Here is a 20,596-nt window from a genome sequence, read left to right as displayed (position 1 = left end):
AAACAAGCAATATGCCCAATCATCAAATTAATCCAAATAAGTGGATCGATTTATATTCCGACTATCTTTACAATTACACAATAACCCGTGTAAATGATAAAGTCATTGCGCAAGACCTTGTACAAGATACATTTTTGGCGGGCTTAAAATCAATGAAAAACTTTAAAGGAGAAGCCAGCGAGCGCACTTGGCTTATTAGTATTCTTAAAAGAAAAATTATTGATTATTACCGAAAAATAAATTCTAACAAAGGTAAGGCCGAAGTAAGAATGAGTTACAATGATGCTGAAACCGAAGGTGATTGGTTAGAAGAACGCGTAGCAGATCCGTTTGATAAAACTGCCGAAGACGACATGCAAAACAATGAGCTTGGTAATGCCATACATAATTGCTTAGGCAAACTACCTAGCAAACAAGCCGATGTTTTTAAAATGAAAACCATTTTAGGCTATGAAACAGAAACCATTTGTAATGAACTAAACATTACACCGTCTAACCTATGGGTAATTATACACAGAGCACGTACTGCTATGGCCGATTGCCTAGAAAAAAACTGGTTTTAATAATGGAAAATATGAAGAAGAGCTTTTTATTTGTAAGCTGTGATGAAGCGCAACATTTATGTGACAAGGCACAATATAATGAGGCTAGTTTATTTGATAAAATAAAACTTAACCTAAGACTTTCTTGGTGCAGAGTAACCAGAGCATATTACAAGCGCAATACCAAACTAACTAAAAAAATTAATGAAGCTAATGTTGATTGCCTAACACCAGAGTGTAAAGAAAACATGAAAAAAGAACTTGAAAAGGCTATAAAAAACCAAGCTAGTTAGTTTGCTAAAAACAGTAGAATTACACCCCACAAAATAGGTATTCCTTCAACCCAAAACGCACTATAGTATTTAGTTTGTTGCTTTTTGGCAAACAACAAAAACAGTAATGTAATTAGCAGTATAAGCAACATAACCAATGTGTGTATTAACTGCTTTTCAGTTTTAAAAACCTCTAAAACAACTATTAATACTAATAATAACACTCCAATTATTTTAGTACGCTTTATGCCTATTTTTTGCGGTATAGTAGATAGTTTTACGCTATCAAACTGTAAATCTCTAATTTCAAAAGGTAACATTAATACTATAATGTAAATATAACGCTGTAAAGCTGTTAAAACAACAGTTGTAGTAACACTAAAAGCATTATTAATTACTGGTAATAAAACGGTAACACCAGCCCAAACCAATGCTATTAAATACACTTTTAAGCCACCAATACTTCTTAAGTTTTGCTGGTTATCAACAAATAAATGTTTTGGTAAAAACGGTATAGCATAAAAAAAAGTAACTACACCAAAACAAGCAATATACACAAGCGTTTGGGCAGGCAATTGGCTACCGTGGTAACACATAAAAACAAAACAAAAAAACGAAAACACTTGTATAGCCTTTAACCAGTTTGCTAAACGCCTATGATGAAATTTAGCTATCCCAAAAAACTTCACAAAATTATAACCACTTATGGTGGCAAAAAACAAAAATAGTAACAACACAATATCTGTAGAAATGCTAAACTCTATTAACGTAACAAGCGCTAATGCGCACACCGATAAAGCTACGTGAACACTACTATTTATATAAAAATTTAAAAGCTGTTTAAAATATTGCATTAAACAAAAGTAATTAAACTGTTAACAACACCTTCAAATAGTTAAAAACTTTCCATTTTATGCAACAAAACCCTTTAAATTTTACTTATTTTTGCGAATTATTTAACAATTTGAAATTAAATGAACACAAACGCTTTTGCTTTACGTCATATTGGTCCTAATGAAACAGACCAACAAGAAATGCTTAACGCCCTAGGCTTAGAGTCTTTAGATCAGTTAATTTACGAAACGCTTCCAGACGATATTCGTTTAAAAAAACCTCTAAATTTAGACGAGCCAATGACCGAGCATGAGTATTTACTTCATATTCATGATGTTTCAAAAAAGAATAAAGCTTATAAAACATATATTGGTTTAGGTTATCACCCAACCGTTATGCCTGCTGTAATTCAGCGTAATATTTTAGAAAATCCGGGTTGGTACACCGCATACACTCCATATCAAGCCGAAATTGCTCAAGGTCGTTTAGAGGCTCTTTTAAATTTTCAAACCATGGTTATTGAACTTACAGGTATGGAAATTGCCAATGCTTCTTTATTAGACGAAAGTACGGCTGCTGCCGAAGCTATGAGTTTACTTTTTGCGGTGAGAGAACGTGAACAAAAAAAAGCTGGTGTAAATAAGTTTTTTGTTTCTGAAAATATTTTACCGCAAACACTTTCTTTGTTAGAAACCAGAGCAAACCCTATTGGTATTGAATTGGTTATTGGTAATGAAGAGTCATTTGATTTTTCTTCAGAATTTTTTGGAGCTATTTTACAATACCCCGGAAGAGACGGTCAAATAACCGATATTAAATCGTTTATTGAAAATGCAAAAAGCGCGCAAATTAAAGTAGCTGTAGCTGCCGATATTTTAAGCTTAGTAAAACTAGAAGCGCCTGGTCATTTTGGTGCCGATGTTGTTGTAGGCACCACGCAACGCTTTGGTATACCAATGGGTTATGGAGGGCCGCATGCAGCTTATTTTGCCACAAAAGAAGCGTATAAACGTGATATTCCTGGACGTATTATTGGTGTAACCAAAGACGCCAATGGAAACAGAGCGCTAAGAATGGCTTTACAAACCCGCGAACAACATATTAAAAGAGACAGAGCCACATCAAACATTTGTACTGCACAAGTTTTACTTGCTGTAATGGCCGGTATGTATGCTGTATTTCACGGGCCAAAAGGCTTAAAGTTTATAGCCAATAAAGTACATAATAAAGCATCAAAATTAGCCGAAATTTTAGAAACACTTGGTTATAACCAAGTAAACACATCATTTTTTGATACGCTTCAAATAAAAACTAAAGCTATCAAAATAAAAAAGATAGCTACAAAGAAAAAAGTAAATCTTTGTTACCCCGATAAAAACACGGTTACCATTTCCATTAATGAAACTACATCAATACGTGATATAAATTATTTAATTAGTGTTTTTGCTGAGGCGGCAAACAAAAAGCCTATTATAGTTTCTGAAGCAACACCAGCTAATAATATAGAACCTTCAGTAAAAAGAACCACACCATTTTTAGAGTTAGAAGTATTTAACCAACACCACTCTGAAACGCAGTTAATGCGTTATATAAAAACATTAGAGCGTAAAGATTTATCATTAAACCACTCTATGATTTCATTGGGTTCTTGCACCATGAAATTAAATGCAGCTGCTGAAATGCTACCTCTAAGTTGGTTTAAATGGGGAAACATACACCCTTTTGCACCTAAAAAACAAGCGCGTGGTTACAGAAAAGTTTTAAAAGCTTTAGAAAACCAACTTACTGAAATTACAGGTTTTGCTGCTACATCATTACAACCAAACTCTGGTGCTCAAGGTGAATTTGCTGGCCTAATGGTTATTAAAGCATACCATGAATCTCGTAATGAAAGCCACAGAAACATATGTTTAATTCCATCATCTGCACACGGAACAAATCCTGCAAGTGCTGTTATGGCGGGTATGAAAGTTATAGTAACAAAATCTACTGAAGAAGGTAATATTGATGTTGAAGATTTAAGAGAAAAAGCCATTAAGCATAAAGATAATTTAGCAGCTTTAATGGTAACTTACCCTTCAACACACGGTGTGTTTGAATCTGCCATTAGAGAAATAACACAAATAATTCATGACAATGGCGGACAAGTATATATGGACGGAGCTAATATGAATGCGCAAGTAGGTCTTACAAACCCGGGCAGCATTGGTGCCGATGTTTGTCACCTAAATCTTCATAAAACATTTGCAATACCTCATGGTGGTGGTGGCCCAGGTGTTGGCCCAATTTGTGTTGCCAAACAGTTAGCACCATTTTTACCTGGTAATCCATTATTTAAAACTGGTGGCGAAAAAGCTATTTCTGCTATTTCAGCTGCCCCTTTTGGGTCTGCATTAGCATGCTTAATTTCATATGGCTATATAAAAATGTTAGGCGCTGAGGGTTTAACACAATCTACTAAAATGGCTATTTTAAATGCCAACTACATAAAACACAGGTTAGATGGTCATTTTAACACACTATATTCAGGTGAACGCGGTAGAGCTGCACATGAAATGATTGTAGATTGCAGACCTTTTAAAGCAAATGGTATTGAAGTAACAGACATTGCAAAACGCTTAATGGATTACGGTTTTCATGCCCCAACAGTATCATTCCCGGTAGCGGGCACATTAATGATTGAACCTACTGAAAGTGAAAGCAAAGGCGAAATTGATAGATTTTGTGATGCCATGATTTCTATTAAAAATGAAATTGATAACACTACAAAAGATGATGCTAACAATGTATTAAAAAATGCACCACATACTTTAGATGTTATTACCGCCAATGAGTGGTATTATCCTTACTCTAGAGAAACGGCAGCTTTTCCATTAGATTACCTTAGAGATAATAAATTTTGGCCAACCGTAAGACGTGTTGATGATGCCTACGGAGATAGGAATTTAATATGCTCTTGCGCACCTATAGAAGACTATATAGAGGCTTAATTTTGCTTGTTGAACATCGTAATAAAAAAGTAATTAAAATTGCTTTTTTGTTTTTACAAGGTAAATTAGCCTTTTAGTAAACTAAATTGCATTATGACTATTAAAATAACCGGCACAGGAAGCTATATACCTGACACCATTGAAAAAAATGAACGTTTTCACAACCATGAATTTTTAAACACAGATGGTTCTGTAATTAATGCCCCTAATGAGGTTATTGTTGAAAAATTTAAAGCTATTACCGGCATTTCTGAACGTAGATATGCAAAAAAACATCACACCTCATCTGATTTAGGTTTTTTTGCTGCCGAAAAAGCTATTAAAGATGCCAACATAGATCCTGAAACTTTAGACTATATTATTGTAGCTCATAACTTTGGTGATGTAAAACACAACACCATTCAAGCAGATATAATTCCTTCTTTAGCAACCAGAATTAAGCATAGTTTACGCATTAAAAACCCAAAATGTATAGCCTACGATATTCTTTTTGGTTGCCCTGGCTGGGTAGAAGGTGTTATACAAGCCCAAGCTTTTATTAAAGCTGGTATGGCTAAACGCTGTTTAGTAATTGGTACCGAAACACTATCTAGAGTGGTTGATAAACACGATAGAGATTCTATGATATTTTCTGATGGCGCTGGTGCTACTATTGTTGAAGCTACAAATGAAGAAGGCGGTATTTTAGCACATGAATCGGCTAGTTTCACCTATGATGAAGCTTATTATTTATACTTTGGAAATTCAAATAATCCTGATTTAGATAAAGACACGCGTTATATAAAAATGGACGGCCGTAAAATTTATGAGTTTGCACTTTTAAACGTTCCTAAAGCCATGAAAGCGTGTTTAGATAAAAGTGGAACTGATATTTCTGAAGTTAAAAAAATATTCATTCATCAAGCCAATGAAAAAATGGATGAAGCCATTTTAAAACGTTTTTATAGGCTTTATAGAACCGATATTCCTGAAAACGTCATGCCTATGAGCATTCAAAAATTAGGAAATAGTTCGGTTGCAACCGTTCCTACACTATTTGATTTGGTAAAAAACAACCAATTAGAAAACCACAACATTAACAAAGGCGATGTGGTTATTTTTGCAAGTGTGGGCGCCGGTATGCACATAAACGCCATTGTTTATAAATATTAAAATGTACGAAAAAAGCTTTCCTAATAAACGCTTTAAACACACGTTAACGTTTTTACAAAAGCATATAAAAAACACCGAAACAATTTTAGATTTAGGTGTACAAAATCCGTTTTCTGAAATAATGAAAACACAAGGTTTTTCAGTTAAAAACACTAATGGTGAAGATTTAGACGAAGATATTAGCACCATAATTAATGCAAAAACAGATGTGGTTACTGCCTTTGAAATTTTTGAACACTTACTGTCGCCATACACTGTTTTAAAAAATATAAAAGCCAATAAATTGGTGGCTAGCATACCATTAAAGCTATGGTTTTCTGCCGCTTACAGAAGCAAAACAGATGTTTGGGACAGACATTACCATGAGTTTGAAGATTGGCAATTTGATTGGTTACTTGAAAAAACTGGCTGGAAAATTATTGATAGTAAAAAATGGACTAACCCAACTAAAAAAATTGGTATTCGTCCCTTTTTACGCTGGTTTACCCCAAGGTATTATATTGTGTACGCTGAAAGAATACACAAATAAGCCTCATAAAAAACTTGCTGTTTGATTTTTTTATATTGAAATTTATCAAATGAAATTTTATGTTGTAATACCAGCACATAACGAAGAAACCTCAATTGGTTTAACCTTAAATTCGCTTATTAATCAAACGCTTCAACCCAAACAAGTTGTGGTTGTAAATGATAATTCTACTGATAAAACAGGAAGTATTGTTGAGGCTTTGGCTAACAAACACCCTTTTATAAAACTCGTCAATTCAAAATCTACCAATCAACATTTACCCGGAGCCAAAATTATAAACGCTTTTTACAAAGGTTTTAATGTTTTAGATGATGATTATGATGCTATTTGTAAGTTTGATGCAGATTTGATTTTTCCAGAAAATTATCTTGAAACCATAGCTAATCATTTTCAGAAAAACCCAAAATTAGGTTTGGCAGCGGGCTTTTGTTATATTAAAAAAAATAACGATTGGGTTTTAGAAAACCTTACCAGAAAAGACCACATTCGTGGAGCCCTTAAAACCTATAAAAAAGACTGTTTTTTTGATATAGGAAAACTTAAACCATCAATGGGCTGGGACACTGTTGATGAACTTTTAGCTAAATACTATAATTGGGAAATTTTAACGGATGCTTCGTTACATGTAAAACACTTAAAACCAACGGGAATTAGTTACAACAAAGCTTCAAAATACATGCAAGGTGAAGCTATGTACAAAATGCGTTATGGCTTTACTATAACTTGTATTTCTGCATTAAAACTTGCTTACAAAAAGAAAAGCTTCAAACTTTTTAAAGATTATATGAGCGGTTTTTTTAAAGCTGCAAAAGAAAAACCAGAGCAACTTGTAACCAAAGAACAAGGTAAATTTATTAGAAATTTACGATGGAAAGGTATGCTTGGTAAGATACTTTAGTTTTAAAATGTTTTTACAAAAAAACTAAACTAAAAGCTCCAACCTTTATAACTTTTTGAAGCTTCTAAAGTGTTTTCAATAGTATCATTTAAAGCAGGGAAAAAATCTATACCTGTTAAATTTTCAATAGTATCAACTGGCACAACAAATTCATATAAAGGTTTGTTAGAATCTTTATGCGGTAGTAAAAAAGCTATCATTTTTGGGTTAGCAGTATTGGCATCAATCAACACTTTATAAAACTGGTTTGGTACAGAAACATTTTCATTACCAATAGTTTTCATATTGCCCTTTAAAACACCGCCTGTAACCACGTAAACACCATTGTATTTTTGAGCCCAATACCTCACTTTTTGCTCTAACCTATTCCAAATACCTGAATTAAAGGCATGATTTTGCGGGCTAATATTGCTTGTTAAAAATGTTTCATCATGAGCTTCTTTACTAAATCGTCTATCTGCAGCAGGACATAAATGCCCTTTATCATATCCGGAATTTTTATAATTACGCCAATGTGCGGCATCGGTTTTTACAGCTTTATCAATTTCAAAATATGGTCTTTTAAAATTTGTATTTGAAAGGTGCGTTTTTTTTAATTCATAAGCAACCCATTCAGCTTGCTCATGTAGTTCGCTATATGATAATGAGTAATTATTATGATGTATTATTTGCCCCGTAGTTGATGTTGGTAAAAAATACGAATTAGTAGTGTTTTTTACCTTTGTACCATGAGTTACTATTTTGGCTTTTTCTTCTTCATTTAAAAGGTTTTCATAAGTAAAAACCACTAAAAGAATGAGTATTGCCAGTATTGAAAAAAATGTTTTTTTACGCATATTATTTTAAAACAAACTCTAAAGGTTGCCCTGTAGCACCGTTAGGAAAACTTATACCTAAAAGTGCTGAAACTGTTGGTGCAATATCAGGAATTACTGTTTTTTGTAATGTTTGTCCGTTTTTTATGCCGTTACCAAAAAACAGTAATGGTACATGTGTATCATAATTAAAACCTGTACCGTGTGATGTACCTGTGGCTCTGTAATAAATGTGCCCTGGATATGGTATTATTAAAACATCACCAGATTGTTTTTGGTTATAGCCGTTTTGTAAAGTATTTTCAATGCCTTTATCAAATGATGTGGTACTCATTGTTGTTGCCGAAAATACTTTATATACATTTTTGTATGCAATGAGTTCATTAACTAAGGTTTCCTGAACTTCAGATAATTTTAAACCTAAACTTAGTAATTTTTCTCTATTTAAAAAAACCTGATGATTACTAACATTTTTAATTAAACTATCTGCTTTAAACATACGCAGCATAAACGCATTTAGTTTTTCTTTAGTTTCGGTGTAGGTTACATAACCCGCAGGAATTTTTACAGATTTTAAATAATTAGGCACATCTACAGCACCATGATCGGCAGTTAAAAACACCGTATAATTTCCTGTTCCTACTTCATCATCTAAAACTTTAAACAAACGTTCTAATTCTTTATCTAAACGTAAGTAGGTGTCTTCAACTTCTTTTGAATTAACACCAAACTTATGCCCAACATAATCAGTACTTGAAAAACTAACAGTAAGCACATCTGTATCACTATCTTTTCCTAAGTCTTCATTTTTAATGGCTTCAATTGCAAAATCTGTTACAATGCTATTACCGTAAGGTGTTTCTTTAAGTATATCATAACCGCCATTAATTAAAAACATAGATTTTAAATTATACGGAAAAGTAGCTTCTTTTTTACCATTAAACTTACCTTCAAATGTATTTAAATCGGTACCACTTTCAGTGTAAGTATCAATATCATATAAAGTATTCCATTCTTTTAAATATGACTTAACAACGCCTGAGTTATTAAATTTTTGAACCCATTTTGGTAATGTTTTCATATAATAAGTGCTGCTAACAAAATTACCTTCTTTTTTACCCCTAAACCAGTATGCTGCATTGGCAGTATGTCCTGCTGGTAAAATAGCACCTCTATCTTTAATTGATATCCCTATACTTTTTCCGCGCATTTGAGTAAACAATCGGTTTTCATCAGCAAAGGTGGTGGTTTTCATTCTATGAGGAGACATGCGCTCTTTTAAAGAAGTTGTTCCAACGGGCATAACACTATCATCTTGTGCGCAATATACCATTGCATCAATTGCTTTATCATACCAATCGTTAGCTATTATACCATGATGTTTGGGTGTTGTTCCTGTATAAATTGAGGCGTGACCTGGCCCTGTGTAGGTTGGTATGTAATTGTAATGATGGTTTTTGCAGTTATAGCCTTCTCTTATCATTCGTTTAAAGCCGCCATTACCATATTTACTTTCAAAACGTGTTAAATAATCATACCGCATTTGATCTACAACAATACCTACTACTAACTTTGTTTTATTATTTTGAGCTTGAACAAATAAACTCATAAACACCATAATTATGGATACAAAACCTCTATTCATTTTCTATTTATATATTTTAAAGGCACCAAAAATAGTACTTTTAAAATAGCATTATTTAAAATTAAGGTTAAATACCACTAAGTTTTTTTTACTTTAGCAGTAACAAAATTTTCTATGAAATACCTTCATAACATTGGTTTATATTTTTTAATGATTGCAGAAATGTTTAAAAAGCCAACAAAATGGCCTGTTATGCGCTCATTAATACTAAAAGACATAGACGATTTAATAATAAACTCGCTAGGTATTATTGCTTTTATATCGTTTTTTGTTGGTGGTGTTGTAACCATACAAACTGCTTTAAATATAGATAACCCTTTAATACCACGGTATTTGGTTGGTTTTGCCACTAGGCAATCGGTTATTTTAGAGTTTGCACCAACATTTACCTCTATCATTATGGCTGGTAAAGTAGGCTCTTTTATAACGTCAAGTATAGGTACCATGCGTGTTACAGAACAAATTGATGCGCTTGAAGTTATGGGTATAAACTCATTAAACTACTTAGTTTTTCCAAAAACAGTAGCTTTAATGCTTTACCCATTTGCCATTGCTATTGGTATGTTTTTAGGCATTTTAGGCGGTATGGCTGCTAGTATTTTTGGTGGTTACTCTACCCTAACAGATTATATAACTGGTATACAAACAGATTTTGATACATTTCATGTAACCTATGCTTTTATAAAAACCTTTGTGTTTGCTTTTATTTTAGCAACAGTACCGTCGTTTTATGGGTATTACATGAAAGGTGGCGCCCTAGAAGTTGGTAAAGCTAGTACCACGGCCTTTGTGTGGACATCTGTAGTTATAATTCTTTTAAACTATATAATAACCGGAATGCTTTTAGGATAATGATAGAGGTTAAAAATTTACATAAATCATTTGGTAATACCGAAATTTTAAAAGGTATTAGCACCACTTTTGAAAAAGGAAAAACCAATCTTATAATTGGGCAAAGTGGCTCAGGTAAAACTGTATTTTTAAAATGCTTATTAGGTTTATTTAGTTATGAAGAAGGAAGCATTGCTTATGATGGTAAAATTTTTTCTAGTTTAACCGAAGACCAAAAACGCGATTTACGTGCCGAAATTGGCATGGTATTTCAAGGAAGTGCTCTTTTTGATTCTATGACCATTGCACAAAACGTAATGTTCCCGCTACAAATGTTTACTAAAATGAGTAAAAGCGAAATGGAAGATAGAGCCGACCTTGTTTTAAAACGTGTAAACTTACCCGATGCTCATAATAAAATGCCTAGTGAAGCCTCTGGTGGTATGCAAAAACGTGTAGCTATAGCACGTGCCATTGTAAATAACCCTAAGTACTTGTTTTGTGATGAACCAAACTCTGGTTTAGACCCTAAAACAGCCATTGTAATTGACAATTTAATACAAGAAATAACCGATGAGTACCAAATTGTAACAGTAATTAACTCTCATGATATGAACTCGGTTATGGAAATTGGCGAAAAAATTGTGTTTTTAAGAAATGGATTAAAAGCCTGGGAAGGTTCCAATAAAACCATTTTTAAAACCGATAACGAATCTGTTACAGACTTTGTGTATTCTTCAAATTTATTTAAAAAAGTACGTCAAATGTACTTAGAAGAAAACGCATAAATTAATTTAAATTTACTCGGGTTTTTCTAAAATTATACCTTGAACATTCGAGTTGTAATTTTCATAATCATACCATGGGCCATTAAGCCACAACAATACTTTATACCCTTGGTTAGCAACTACTATAGGGCGAATGTTTCTGTAATTTGAATTTGAAGTAACTGCTTTCCATGAAATAGTATTAATATCATCGTTTAAACCAATATTAGCTTCATAAATTTCGTGTACACCACCCAAATCGTTTCCTGTTGAAGGATCAACATCTGATGAAATATATACTTTACTAGGATTTTCAGGATCAAAAGCCATTAATCCTGTATAGCTGCTTTCTTCTTTATATAAATACTTTCCTGCATAGGCAATTTCTCTATCATGCCATTGTTTTCCGTCCCATGACACTATTCTATATCTATGGTCAGCATCATTTATATATAAAGAATATCCAATATGTGGGTTATTATTTTCATCGGTGGCCATGGCACAAGTCCATGCACTATTTGGTACGCTTTCGGTTATAATAGATTTATTGTAAGTATTACTTCCAATATATAATTTTTCGCCTTCAGAAGTTCTTAAAGCACCCGCTTTTAAATCTTTAATTTTTGTGCCATCGGCTTTATAAAATGCGCCATTTTTAAATTCTACATAAAAAAGATTATTTCCGTACTGACGTGGATGACCATCTGTATACGAAATACCAACAGTATTATCATTCACTTGAAAATATCTAGCATACGGACGCTGGTAGCCTTTAATATCATTTGCTATAAAATGGGTATATTCTCCCCAGGTGTTGCCATGGTTTGAAGACGTTATAAACGAAGGATTGAATGTTTCACCGCTTCTGAAAAAATTATATAATTTATCTTCATTTTTTAAATAGTACAAGTTCATGTAAGTAACACCATTTTTATGGTTATACTCATGCTTTATAGTATTTGTTTTTTCCCATTTTAAGTAATTTGGAGCAGAAGCTGTACTGTAATAATGCACCTTTTCATTACCATGTTTTGCCCACACTGCCAGAACGCTTTCATCTGGTTTTACATATAATGCTGGTACATTATGGTCATCTCTTTGTAATTGTTTGTGTAACGTTATGGTACTATCATTTTTTTCAGATTTTAGGTCGTAAACCCCCAAACGCACATCTCCACTTTGCCCACTTAATCCTGCAATTAATAATTTATTATTATTAATAATAGCTCTTGGGTCTTGATACCAACACCAGCCACCATCAGTCATAAAGGTTTTGTATTGTGTATCTCTAGCTAATGGATGAAATGTGTTTAAATATTTATACATTTGGGCTCCTGCAGCTAAAAAAGCACCTATACCATATACTTCTGTGTAATCTTTAAAACTCTCTCCTGGTGCTGCACCAATTGGTTGTACGTAGCCCAACATGCCGTTTTCATTTACACATTTTGTTAGAGCGTTCCAAGCTTTAAATAATACAGACTCATATGTAGCCTTATCAAGTAAACCGTTATTAATACCCCATGCAATTCCGTAAGTAAAAAACGATGTGCCGCTGGTTTCTACAGTTTCATAAACATCTAGCCCTCCTAAAATACCTGCAGACCAAGTACCATCATTACGTTGTGTTTTTAATAATGTTTGTGCTATTTTTTTAAAAGTATCTTCATAAAACGTGCGGCCTTTCCAATTTTTAGGCAAATCTGGAATCATGAGTGCTAAACCACCAAAAACCCAACCATTACCGCGTGACCAGAATATCTTATTACCATTATTTTCACGTTTATCAAAATACGATTTATCTCTAAAAAACAACTGCGCTTCTTCATCCCAAAGTTCATTATAGGTTTTGTGGTATTGGGTATCCATGTAATGTAAGTACGTAGTATCTTTAGTTATTTTTGCTAGTTTAGCCCAAACTGGTGGTGCCATAAAAAGGGCATCGCACCAATTCCATTGATATTCTTTTCCTCTTTCACTTTTTATTATAGAATCGAACCTTTGTTTTGTGGGTTGTATTTTAGCTATATGTTTTAACCTAATATTTTGATGAAGATTGAGATACATTTGCCCAACAGCATGATCATCGGCATGGTACATACGTTTATGTAATTGCCATTTATTTTTGTTACCAATTTGCGTGAGCCAGTTAATATATTTTGGATAGTGTGATACTTCTGAAAGCTGAAACATACCTGCGTAAAGTGCAGCGTTTGTCCAATCTAATTCATGATGTTTTTTTCTGTTATGCCATTTTTTTCTATGTTCTTCAGATGGCAAAGCTCTATACTTGCCCATGTCTTCAAAAGTTTCAATTTGCCAATTGGCCACTTTTTCTGTAAGTTTTAAAACTTCTTTAGGATTTGGTGTTTTTATAGTTTCGTCTTTTGTTTCGCAATTGAAACATAAAAATATAACCATCAAATAGAAGATAATTTGTTTCATGAAATAGTTTAGTTTAGTTGAAATAACATACTATACAATCGATTGTATTTTTCAAAAATAAAAATATAATTCATTTATAAAAAATATTTTTATTGTAGTGTTTTTTAATTGGCCCTTTTAACTACCAAAGAATCTAAATCTAACTTTTGTTTAAACCATTTTTCAAGCTTAGCTCTTTCGGTTTTTCGGGTAGCATCGTTAGTTAGTGAATCAATCCATTTAACTTCAAAAACTGATATGGTATCAATTTTTTTAAAGTTAGATTTTATAACATTTGAAAACGAAATACTTTCTATTTTTTCGTAGTTAATTTGAACTTCAGCAATGAGTTCTTCAAACGGAATAAAGTTTTTTTCAAAACGTTCTAAAGATTTTAAACGTTGTTCTAAATAGTTAATTTTACCTTGTTGCGAAAGTAAATCTAAAGAATCTCTTAATCGTAATTCTTTCATATACTTAAACCCATCAACCGAACTATTACGGTTTTGATTAAAGACAAGTTGTGTGTTTTCTTTAATCAATGCAGGGTAATCTTCAAGTCTTTTTTTAAGTATTGTAATGGTTGACTCCGGAATTTCATCTAAACCAAAAGAGTTTAATTCAATAATACCATCAGCTTCATCACCATATTTATATGTTGTATTCTTTTTAATATATTCGGCATGTGGTAATGCGCCTAATTCGGTTTCTATAAATCGTATAGCATCTCTGTTAAATGTACTTTCTTTGTAAACACTCCAAAATGTAAATGATGCCGGAATCATTACTATTATTGCTATTAATGATGCTAGTTGTGCTATACGCTTACGCTTTTTAGAGTTGGCATATTTAAGCATTGGAAAGCGTAAAATTTTAAGCACTAAAAATGTTGCAAGCGCAATAAAAATGGTATTTATTGTGAATAAATACATAGCTTGCCCAAAGTATTCCCAATTTGCTTTTGCTAAACCATAACCTGCTGTACACAATGGTGGCATTAAAGCCGTTGCAATAGCAACACCAAAAATTACTGATGCTATTGTGCCTTTTTTGGTACGTGCTATTATTAATGCTGAACCACCAAAAAATGCTATTAAAACATCACGTATATCTGGCTTTACACGTCCTAAAAGCTCTGAAGTATCTTCACTTAACGGGAAAAACCTAAAAAACAAAAACGCTGTTAGCAAACTTAAAACTATCATAATAGCCAAGTTTATTAACGAGCGTTTTAATGTATCAATATCGTTTATAGCAATAGAAAGCCCCACGCCTAAAATTGGCCCCATAAGTGGCGAAATTAACATGGCACCAATTACAACTGCTGTTGAGTTTGCATTTAAACCAATAGAAGCCACAAAAATAGAACAAATTAAAATCCAAGCGGTGGCGCCTTTAAAGGGTATATCACCTTTAATGGCAGCAATAGTGGCATCTCTATCAGTATCATCTCTAAAATCTAATAGTTCACTAAAAAAGGTTTTTATACTTTTAAATAAACCTTGCGCATCTTTTTTTACTGCTTGTTTAGATTGCTCTACGCTTTTTTGTGGTTTCACCTCATCATCAGTGAAATTGAATTTGCTTTCTTCGCTCATAAAATTTTACCCGTATTGTTCTCCAAATTTGTCTTTTACTTTTTGAAGTACTTTTTTAATGTCTTGTTCTTTTGCTTTAGGATAAATAAGTAAAACATCTTCTTTATCTACCACAATATAATCATTTAAACCATCTACAACTACAATTTTATTGTTTTTGGTTCTAATCATATTTCCTGAGGCATCCTCGGTTAAAGTTCGGGCATTTACAACGGCATTCCCATTGTTATTAGCGCCTAATTTATTGTATAAACTTCCCCAAGTTCCTAAATCGTTCCAATCAAATTCTGCAGCAATAACCTTTACGTTATTAGATTTTTCCATAATAGCATAATCTACAGAAATATTTTCGGCTAACGGATAATTTTCTTTAATGAAAGCTTCTTCTTCATCTGTGTTATACACTGAAATACCTGCTTCAAAATGTTTGTATAATTCGGGTTGATTACTTTCAAAAGCTTTTACAACGCTTTTTGCACTCCACATAAAAATACCTGCATTCCATAAAAAATTACCTTGAGAAATGAACGATTTAGCAGTTTCATAATCTGGCTTTTCTCTAAATTGATTTACTGCTTTTATAGCTTCAGAAGCATTTTTATCAAATTCAATATAACCGTAACCTGTATTTGGAAATGTTGGTTGAATACCAAGTGTCATTAACGCCTCATTATCGGCACAATAATCAAATGCTGTTTGTACGTTTTTGGCAAAGATTACTTCATCTTCAATCCAATGATCACTTGGTGCCACAATCATTACAGCATCTGGATTTTCTTTTTGAATTTTTAATGATGCATATAAAATACAAGGCGCCGTATTACGCATTGCGGGTTCTAAAACTACTTGGCGTTGTTTAACTTCGGGCAACTGCTGTAAAACCAAATCATTATAACGCTCGTTAGTTAAAATGAAAATATTTTCTTTAGGAATTAAGCGTGATAATCTTTGAAATGTTTTTTGAATAAGCGTATCGCCTGTTCCTAACATGTCATGAAACTGTTTAGGAAATTCTTGTGTGCTTACCGGCCAAAACCTTGAGCCTACACCTCCTGCCATTAAAATGGCGTAATAATTTTTATTCATGGTTGTTTTGTATAAGTTCTACTTCTGCATTTGGGTTAAAAAGATACAATTTTCCTGTTTTTATTTCAACACATTCAAAACGTTTTGTACGTTTTTTCCCTTTTTTAAATATTTTACCGTTATAGAGTTTAAAAATACTGTTTAAAGGTAACTGAAACACATAAACTTTATTATTGGGCGCGTTAAATTGCTTTAATGCTAAGGCCAATTGCGTATCTGTATCGCTAGATGCTTTAGGGTTTTTAAAATGATTGGCCAACAAAGGCAACAAATTATGGGGAAATACCTGAGGATTTAAAAATGGTAACATTAAACGCTGGAATGTATATTTCCACTCTTTACCATGTGGTTTTATGTGTGTTCCGTATGTTTTATAGGCTTCAAAATGGGCAATTTCATGTACAAGTGTTATTAAAAAACGGTAGCTATTTAAATTAGCATTTACGGTTATTTGATGTTTACCATTTGGCAAAGACCTATAATCTCCGTGACGGGTTTTACGCTCATTTTTAATTTTAACTACTAAATTATCATGTGCTAATAATTGTTGTAATTGTGCCCATGCCGCTTGCGGAATATAGTTTTGTATTGGGGTATGCATTGGGGTAAAGTTACAAGAATTTTTACATGCAAAAAAAGTAGGCTTTTAATAAAAAGTTATTTTTAAGAAAATAAAAAAGGGTTGGTATTGCCTATTTTTTTCTATCAATTACATAATTTACCATTAACTCTAAAGAGGTTTTAAACTCTGAATCTGGGTAATCATTTAACATTGATAAGGCCTCCGTTTGAAATGCTTTCATTTTATTAATAGCATACTCTAAACCTCCATTATTTTTAACAAACTCTATAACTTGCTTTACCCGCTTTGTATCTTTATTATGATTTTTTATAGAATTTATTAACCAACGCTTATCTTTTTTATTGGCATTATTAAGGGCGTAAATTAAAGGCAAGGTCATTTTTTGCTCTTTAATATCAATACCGGTTGGTTTTCCTATAGCTGCATTACCATAATCAAATAAATCATCTTTAATTTGAAATGCCATACCTATAAGCTCACCAAACTTGCGCATTTTTTCAACATGTTGAGACTCTGGTTTAACGGATGCCGCCCCCAAACTACAACAAGCTGCTATTAAAGTTGCTGTTTTTTGACGAATAATTTCATAGTAAACTTCTTCGGTAATATCAAGTTTTCTGGCCTTTTCAATTTGCAACAACTCGCCTTCACTCATTTCGCGTACAGCTACCGAAATTATTTTAAGCAAGTCAAAATCATTATTATCAATTGATAACAACAAACCTTTAGACAGTAGAAAATCTCCAATTAAAACGGCTATTTTATTTTTCCAAAGTGCATTTACAGAGAAGAATCCGCGTCTTCGGTTACTATCATCAACAACATCATCATGCACTAAAGTAGCTGTATGAATAAGCTCTATTACTGAAGCACCACGATAAGTACGCTCTCTAACCTCGCCACCAGATACCATTTTAGCAACTAAAAACACAAACATTGGCCGCATTTGCTTGCCTTTGCGGTTTACAATATAATGGGTTATTCTGTTTAACAATGCCACTTTACTAGACATTGAAAGCTGAAACTTTTGTTCAAAAAGTTCCATTTCAAAAGCTATGGGTTGTTTAATTTGCTCTACTATTTTCAATGTGTAGTTTTTGAGAGTTTACAAAGATAGCACTTCAATTGTACTTATAATTATTTTTAATGCCATTTTATGTATCTAGCGCATAGCATTTAACACTACAGTTTTAGATAAGAGTTGCTATTTACTTTTATTAGCTAATTGACCGCAAGCGGCATCAATATCTTTACCACGGCTACGGCGTACGGTTACTGTAATATTATTTGCCTCTAATACGTTTTTATACATGTTTAAAGCTTCAGGGTTTGCTTGCTGAAACATACCGTCATCAATGGGGTTATACTCAATTAAGTTTACTTTACTTGGTGCAAACTTGCAAAAGTTAACTAATGCATCAACATCTTTACGTTTATCATTAATACCACGCCAAACAACATACTCATAGGTTATTCTGTTTTTAGTTTTTGCGTACCAATACTCTAACGCTTCTCTTAAATCTTTAAGTGGAAAATTTTCATTAAATGGCATTATTGTAGTGCGTACCTCATCAATTGCCGAGTGTAATGATACAGCTAATTTGAATTTAACACCATCATCGGCCATTTTTTTTATCATTTTTGGCACACCTGATGTTGATACTACTATACGTTTTGGCGACATTGACAAGCCTTCGGGTGATGTTATTTTATCAATGGCTTTTAATACATTGTTGTAATTCATGAGTGGTTCGCCCATGCCCATAAATACAATATTGCTTAATGGCCTGTTGTGGTATAGTTTGCTTTCTTTATCTATGGCCACTACTTGGTCATATATTTCATCGGGGTTTAAATTACGCATGCGTTTTAGGCGTGCGGTGGCGCAGAATTTACAGTCTAAACTACAACCTACTTGACTTGACACGCATGCGGTGGTTCTGGTTTCGGTTGGTATTAAAACAGATTCTACTACTAAACCATCATGCAGGCGTATGGCGTTTTTTATAGTGCCATCTGTACTGCGTTGCATGGTATCAACTTCAACGTGGTTTATTACAAAGTTGTTTTCTAGCATTTGGCGTGTTTGTAATGAAATGTTTGTCATATCATCAAAACTGTGTGCTGATTTTTGCCACAACCACTCATAAACTTGATTGCCACGAAATGCTTTATCGCCTTGTTTTACAAAGAAATCTCTAAGTTGTTCTTTGGTTAAAGCGCGTATGTCTGTTTTATTTTGTGCCATATGTTTGCAAAAATAGTGAAAGGAAACCTAAATACGATTTTTGGTGTAGAATTATGCTTGGTTTTGCATTAGGGATTGAGGCTTTTGTTGAAGCTCTTTTTGTGTTGTTGCACCTATGCAACACAAAAAAGCGACTGCCGAAAGCCCGACCCCTTGTGGGTAATGCCCTAAATATTTTTAGCTAATATATTGTGAGGTGCTTTGTGTTTTTATTAAAAAAAAGCCCCGATTTACGAGGCTTTTTATTGTTTATATTTTGTTTGTTAGATGATTAACATGGCATCTCCGTAGCTGTAGAAACGGTATTTTTCTTTTACTGCTTCTTCATAGGCGTGCATTACAAAATCATGCCCTGCAAAGGCTGAAACCATCATTAATAATGTTGATTTTGGTGTGTGAAAATTGGTTATCATTGAGTTTGCTATACTGAAATCATACGGCGGGAAAATGAACTTGTTTGTCCACCCTTGCATTTCATTTAACATACCACTTGATGATACTGAACTTTCAATGGTTCGCATAGCGGTTGTACCTACAGCACACACGCGTTTTTTGTTTTGTATTGCGGTGTTTACGGTGTTTACTGCTGGGGTTTCTATAGTAATTTCTTCACTATCCATTTTGTGTTTAGATAAATCTTCAACCTCAACAGGGTTAAATGTACCTAAACCTACGTGTAGTGTTACCTCGGCAAAGTTTACGCCTTTAATTTCTAAACGTTTTAGTAGGTGTTTTGAAAAGTGTAAACCAGCTGTTGGTGCTGCTACGGCGCCTTCGTTTTTAGCGTATATGGTTTGGTAGCGGTCTTCGTCTTCTGGTTGTACATCACGTTTTATGTACTTTGGCAGTGGTGTTTCGCCTAATTCTTTTAGTTTACGACGAAATTCTGTGTATGAGCCATCGTATAAGAAGCGTAATGTTCTTCCGCGTGATGTTGTGTTATCTATAACCTCTGCTACTAGGGTATCATCATCACCAAAATAGAGTTTGTTACCAATTCTTATTTTACGTGCAGGATCAACTAAAACGTCCCAAAGGCGTTGTTCTTCGTTTAATTCTCTTAATAAAAACACTTCTATTCTTGCGCCAGTTTTTTCTTTGTTACCGTAAAGTCTTGCAGGAAATACTTTGGTGTTGTTTAGAATTAACACATCATCTTCATTAAAATAATCAATCACATCTTTAAACAGTTTGTGCTCAATAGTTTGCTCTTTTCTGTTTAAAACCATTAAACGAGACTCATCTCTGTTTTCTGATGGGTATTCTGCTAAAAGCTCATTTGGTAAGTCAAAACCGAAGTTAGATAATTTCATGTACGCTTGTTTTAGTTATTTTATTTGTTTCTTAAAAAAGAAACTAGCATAAAGCAACATTTTACTTTA

18 protein-coding genes are annotated in these 20,596 nt (G+C 33.2%); 8 read left to right on the top strand and 10 right to left on the bottom strand.

From position 1 onward, the window contains the following. The first annotated feature begins 11 nt into the window (after positions 1-11). Together FUA26_RS09950 and FUA26_RS09945 are read left to right on the top strand one after the other, a co-directional pair. Positions 12-563 (top strand): sigma-70 family RNA polymerase sigma factor, encoded by a 552-nt coding sequence (locus FUA26_RS09950; protein WP_147135232.1) that lies wholly within the window; start codon positions 12-14, stop codon positions 561-563. Positions 564-574: 11 nt separating this feature from the next. Beyond that, positions 575-835 carry a hypothetical protein gene (locus FUA26_RS09945; protein WP_147135229.1) on the top strand — a complete coding sequence of 87 codons (261 nt, stop codon included), beginning with the start codon at positions 575-577 and terminating at the stop codon, positions 833-835. Here FUA26_RS09945 and FUA26_RS09940 read toward each other — a convergent pair. After that, positions 832-1,668: a UbiA prenyltransferase family protein gene (locus FUA26_RS09940; RefSeq protein ID WP_147135226.1), complete on the bottom strand. Its 837-nt coding sequence runs from the start codon at positions 1,666-1,668 to the stop codon at positions 832-834. The genes FUA26_RS09945 and FUA26_RS09940 overlap by 4 nt on opposite strands. 120 nt (positions 1,669-1,788) lie before the next feature. Between FUA26_RS09940 and gcvP the strand changes: the two genes are divergently transcribed. From gcvP to FUA26_RS09920, 4 genes are all read left to right on the top strand, one after another. After that, a complete protein-coding gene (gene gcvP / locus FUA26_RS09935; RefSeq protein ID WP_147135224.1) occupies positions 1,789-4,638 on the top strand; it encodes an aminomethyl-transferring glycine dehydrogenase in 2,850 nt (949 codons plus the stop codon). Between the two features lie 93 nt (positions 4,639-4,731). Next, complete coding sequence (locus FUA26_RS09930) at positions 4,732-5,790, top strand: 3-oxoacyl-ACP synthase III family protein (protein WP_147135222.1); 1,059 nt, start codon at positions 4,732-4,734, stop codon at positions 5,788-5,790. Between the two features lies 1 nt (position 5,791). Next, complete coding sequence (locus FUA26_RS09925) at positions 5,792-6,319, top strand: class I SAM-dependent methyltransferase (RefSeq protein WP_147135220.1); 528 nt, start codon at positions 5,792-5,794, stop codon at positions 6,317-6,319. A 49-nt stretch (positions 6,320-6,368) separates the two neighbouring features. After that, a complete protein-coding gene (locus FUA26_RS09920; protein WP_147135217.1) occupies positions 6,369-7,217 on the top strand; it encodes a glycosyltransferase family 2 protein in 849 nt (282 codons plus the stop codon). Positions 7,218-7,246: 29 nt separating this feature from the next. Here the strand turns inward: FUA26_RS09920 and FUA26_RS09915 are convergent, their stop codons facing one another. Next, the gene (locus FUA26_RS09915) at positions 7,247-8,053 is read right to left on the bottom strand and encodes a DNA/RNA non-specific endonuclease (protein ID WP_147135214.1); all 807 of its coding nucleotides are present in this window, start codon (positions 8,051-8,053) and stop codon (positions 7,247-7,249) included. A gap of 1 nt (position 8,054) precedes the next feature. Then, positions 8,055-9,677, bottom strand: coding sequence for an alkaline phosphatase PafA (pafA, locus tag FUA26_RS09910; protein WP_147135211.1), 1,623 nt, complete (start codon positions 9,675-9,677; stop codon positions 8,055-8,057). Between the two features lie 114 nt (positions 9,678-9,791). On the opposite strand from pafA, the gene FUA26_RS09905 reads away from it, so the two are divergent. Both FUA26_RS09905 and FUA26_RS09900 read left to right on the top strand, forming a co-directional pair. Continuing rightward, positions 9,792-10,529 (top strand): MlaE family ABC transporter permease, encoded by a 738-nt coding sequence (locus FUA26_RS09905; RefSeq protein WP_147135208.1) that lies wholly within the window; start codon positions 9,792-9,794, stop codon positions 10,527-10,529. Continuing rightward, positions 10,529-11,296: an ABC transporter ATP-binding protein gene (locus tag FUA26_RS09900; RefSeq protein WP_147135205.1), complete on the top strand. Its 768-nt coding sequence runs from the start codon at positions 10,529-10,531 to the stop codon at positions 11,294-11,296. The genes FUA26_RS09905 and FUA26_RS09900 overlap by 1 nt, the downstream gene beginning before the upstream one ends. Positions 11,297-11,308: 12 nt before the next feature. Here the strand turns inward: FUA26_RS09900 and FUA26_RS09895 are convergent, their stop codons facing one another. The 7 genes from FUA26_RS09895 to queA form a co-directional block, all read right to left on the bottom strand. Beyond that, positions 11,309-13,720, bottom strand: coding sequence for a glycoside hydrolase family 88 protein (locus FUA26_RS09895; protein ID WP_147135202.1), 2,412 nt, complete (start codon positions 13,718-13,720; stop codon positions 11,309-11,311). A 104-nt stretch (positions 13,721-13,824) separates the two neighbouring features. Next, entirely contained in the window at positions 13,825-15,297 is a 1,473-nt protein-coding gene (locus FUA26_RS09890) for a DUF389 domain-containing protein (RefSeq protein ID WP_147135199.1), read from the bottom strand. 6 nt (positions 15,298-15,303) lie between these two features. Continuing rightward, positions 15,304-16,383 carry a mannose-1-phosphate guanylyltransferase gene (locus FUA26_RS09885; RefSeq protein WP_147135195.1) on the bottom strand — a complete coding sequence of 360 codons (1,080 nt, stop codon included), beginning with the start codon at positions 16,381-16,383 and terminating at the stop codon, positions 15,304-15,306. After that, positions 16,376-16,984: a SprT-like domain-containing protein gene (locus FUA26_RS09880; protein ID WP_147135192.1), complete on the bottom strand. Its 609-nt coding sequence runs from the start codon at positions 16,982-16,984 to the stop codon at positions 16,376-16,378. Before FUA26_RS09880 ends, FUA26_RS09885 begins: the two co-directional genes overlap by 8 nt. A 91-nt stretch (positions 16,985-17,075) precedes the next feature. Next, entirely contained in the window at positions 17,076-18,053 is a 978-nt protein-coding gene (locus tag FUA26_RS09875; RefSeq protein ID WP_147135189.1) for a polyprenyl synthetase family protein, read from the bottom strand. Positions 18,054-18,170: 117 nt separating this feature from the next. Further along, a complete protein-coding gene (gene rlmN / locus FUA26_RS09870; protein ID WP_147135187.1) occupies positions 18,171-19,214 on the bottom strand; it encodes a 23S rRNA (adenine(2503)-C(2))-methyltransferase RlmN in 1,044 nt (347 codons plus the stop codon). Positions 19,215-19,477: 263 nt separating this feature from the next. Beyond that, positions 19,478-20,527 carry a tRNA preQ1(34) S-adenosylmethionine ribosyltransferase-isomerase QueA gene (gene queA / locus FUA26_RS09865; protein WP_147135184.1) on the bottom strand — a complete coding sequence of 350 codons (1,050 nt, stop codon included), beginning with the start codon at positions 20,525-20,527 and terminating at the stop codon, positions 19,478-19,480. Between the last annotated feature and the right edge of the window lie 69 nt (positions 20,528-20,596).

This window comes from Seonamhaeicola algicola (assembly GCF_007997385.1).
GTDB classification, from domain to species: domain Bacteria; phylum Bacteroidota; class Bacteroidia; order Flavobacteriales; family Flavobacteriaceae; genus Seonamhaeicola; species Seonamhaeicola algicola.
Note: the sequence above shows the minus strand (reverse complement) of the source record. Positions and strands in the feature narration are given on the sequence as shown.

Bases quoted from the DNA above. Each gene is read 5' to 3' on its own strand.
- FUA26_RS09950 (WP_147135232.1), top strand. From the start codon at position 12: ATGCCCAATCATCAAATTAATCCAAATAAGTGGATCGATTTATATTCC.
- FUA26_RS09945 (WP_147135229.1), top strand. From the start codon at position 575: ATGAAGAAGAGCTTTTTATTTGTAAGCTGTGATGAAGCGCAACATTTA.
- FUA26_RS09940 (WP_147135226.1), bottom strand. From the start codon at position 1,668: ATGCAATATTTTAAACAGCTTTTAAATTTTTATATAAATAGTAGTGTT.
- gcvP (WP_147135224.1), top strand. From the start codon at position 1,789: ATGAACACAAACGCTTTTGCTTTACGTCATATTGGTCCTAATGAAACA.
- FUA26_RS09930 (WP_147135222.1), top strand. From the start codon at position 4,732: ATGACTATTAAAATAACCGGCACAGGAAGCTATATACCTGACACCATT.
- FUA26_RS09925 (WP_147135220.1), top strand. From the start codon at position 5,792: ATGTACGAAAAAAGCTTTCCTAATAAACGCTTTAAACACACGTTAACG.
- FUA26_RS09920 (WP_147135217.1), top strand. From the start codon at position 6,369: ATGAAATTTTATGTTGTAATACCAGCACATAACGAAGAAACCTCAATT.
- FUA26_RS09915 (WP_147135214.1), bottom strand. From the start codon at position 8,053: ATGCGTAAAAAAACATTTTTTTCAATACTGGCAATACTCATTCTTTTA.
- pafA (WP_147135211.1), bottom strand. From the start codon at position 9,677: ATGAATAGAGGTTTTGTATCCATAATTATGGTGTTTATGAGTTTATTT.
- FUA26_RS09905 (WP_147135208.1), top strand. From the start codon at position 9,792: ATGAAATACCTTCATAACATTGGTTTATATTTTTTAATGATTGCAGAA.
- FUA26_RS09900 (WP_147135205.1), top strand. From the start codon at position 10,529: ATGATAGAGGTTAAAAATTTACATAAATCATTTGGTAATACCGAAATT.
- FUA26_RS09895 (WP_147135202.1), bottom strand. From the start codon at position 13,720: ATGAAACAAATTATCTTCTATTTGATGGTTATATTTTTATGTTTCAAT.
- FUA26_RS09890 (WP_147135199.1), bottom strand. From the start codon at position 15,297: ATGAGCGAAGAAAGCAAATTCAATTTCACTGATGATGAGGTGAAACCA.
- FUA26_RS09885 (WP_147135195.1), bottom strand. From the start codon at position 16,383: ATGAATAAAAATTATTACGCCATTTTAATGGCAGGAGGTGTAGGCTCA.
- FUA26_RS09880 (WP_147135192.1), bottom strand. From the start codon at position 16,984: ATGCATACCCCAATACAAAACTATATTCCGCAAGCGGCATGGGCACAA.
- rlmN (WP_147135187.1), bottom strand. From the start codon at position 19,214: ATGGCACAAAATAAAACAGACATACGCGCTTTAACCAAAGAACAACTT.
- queA (WP_147135184.1), bottom strand. From the start codon at position 20,527: ATGAAATTATCTAACTTCGGTTTTGACTTACCAAATGAGCTTTTAGCA.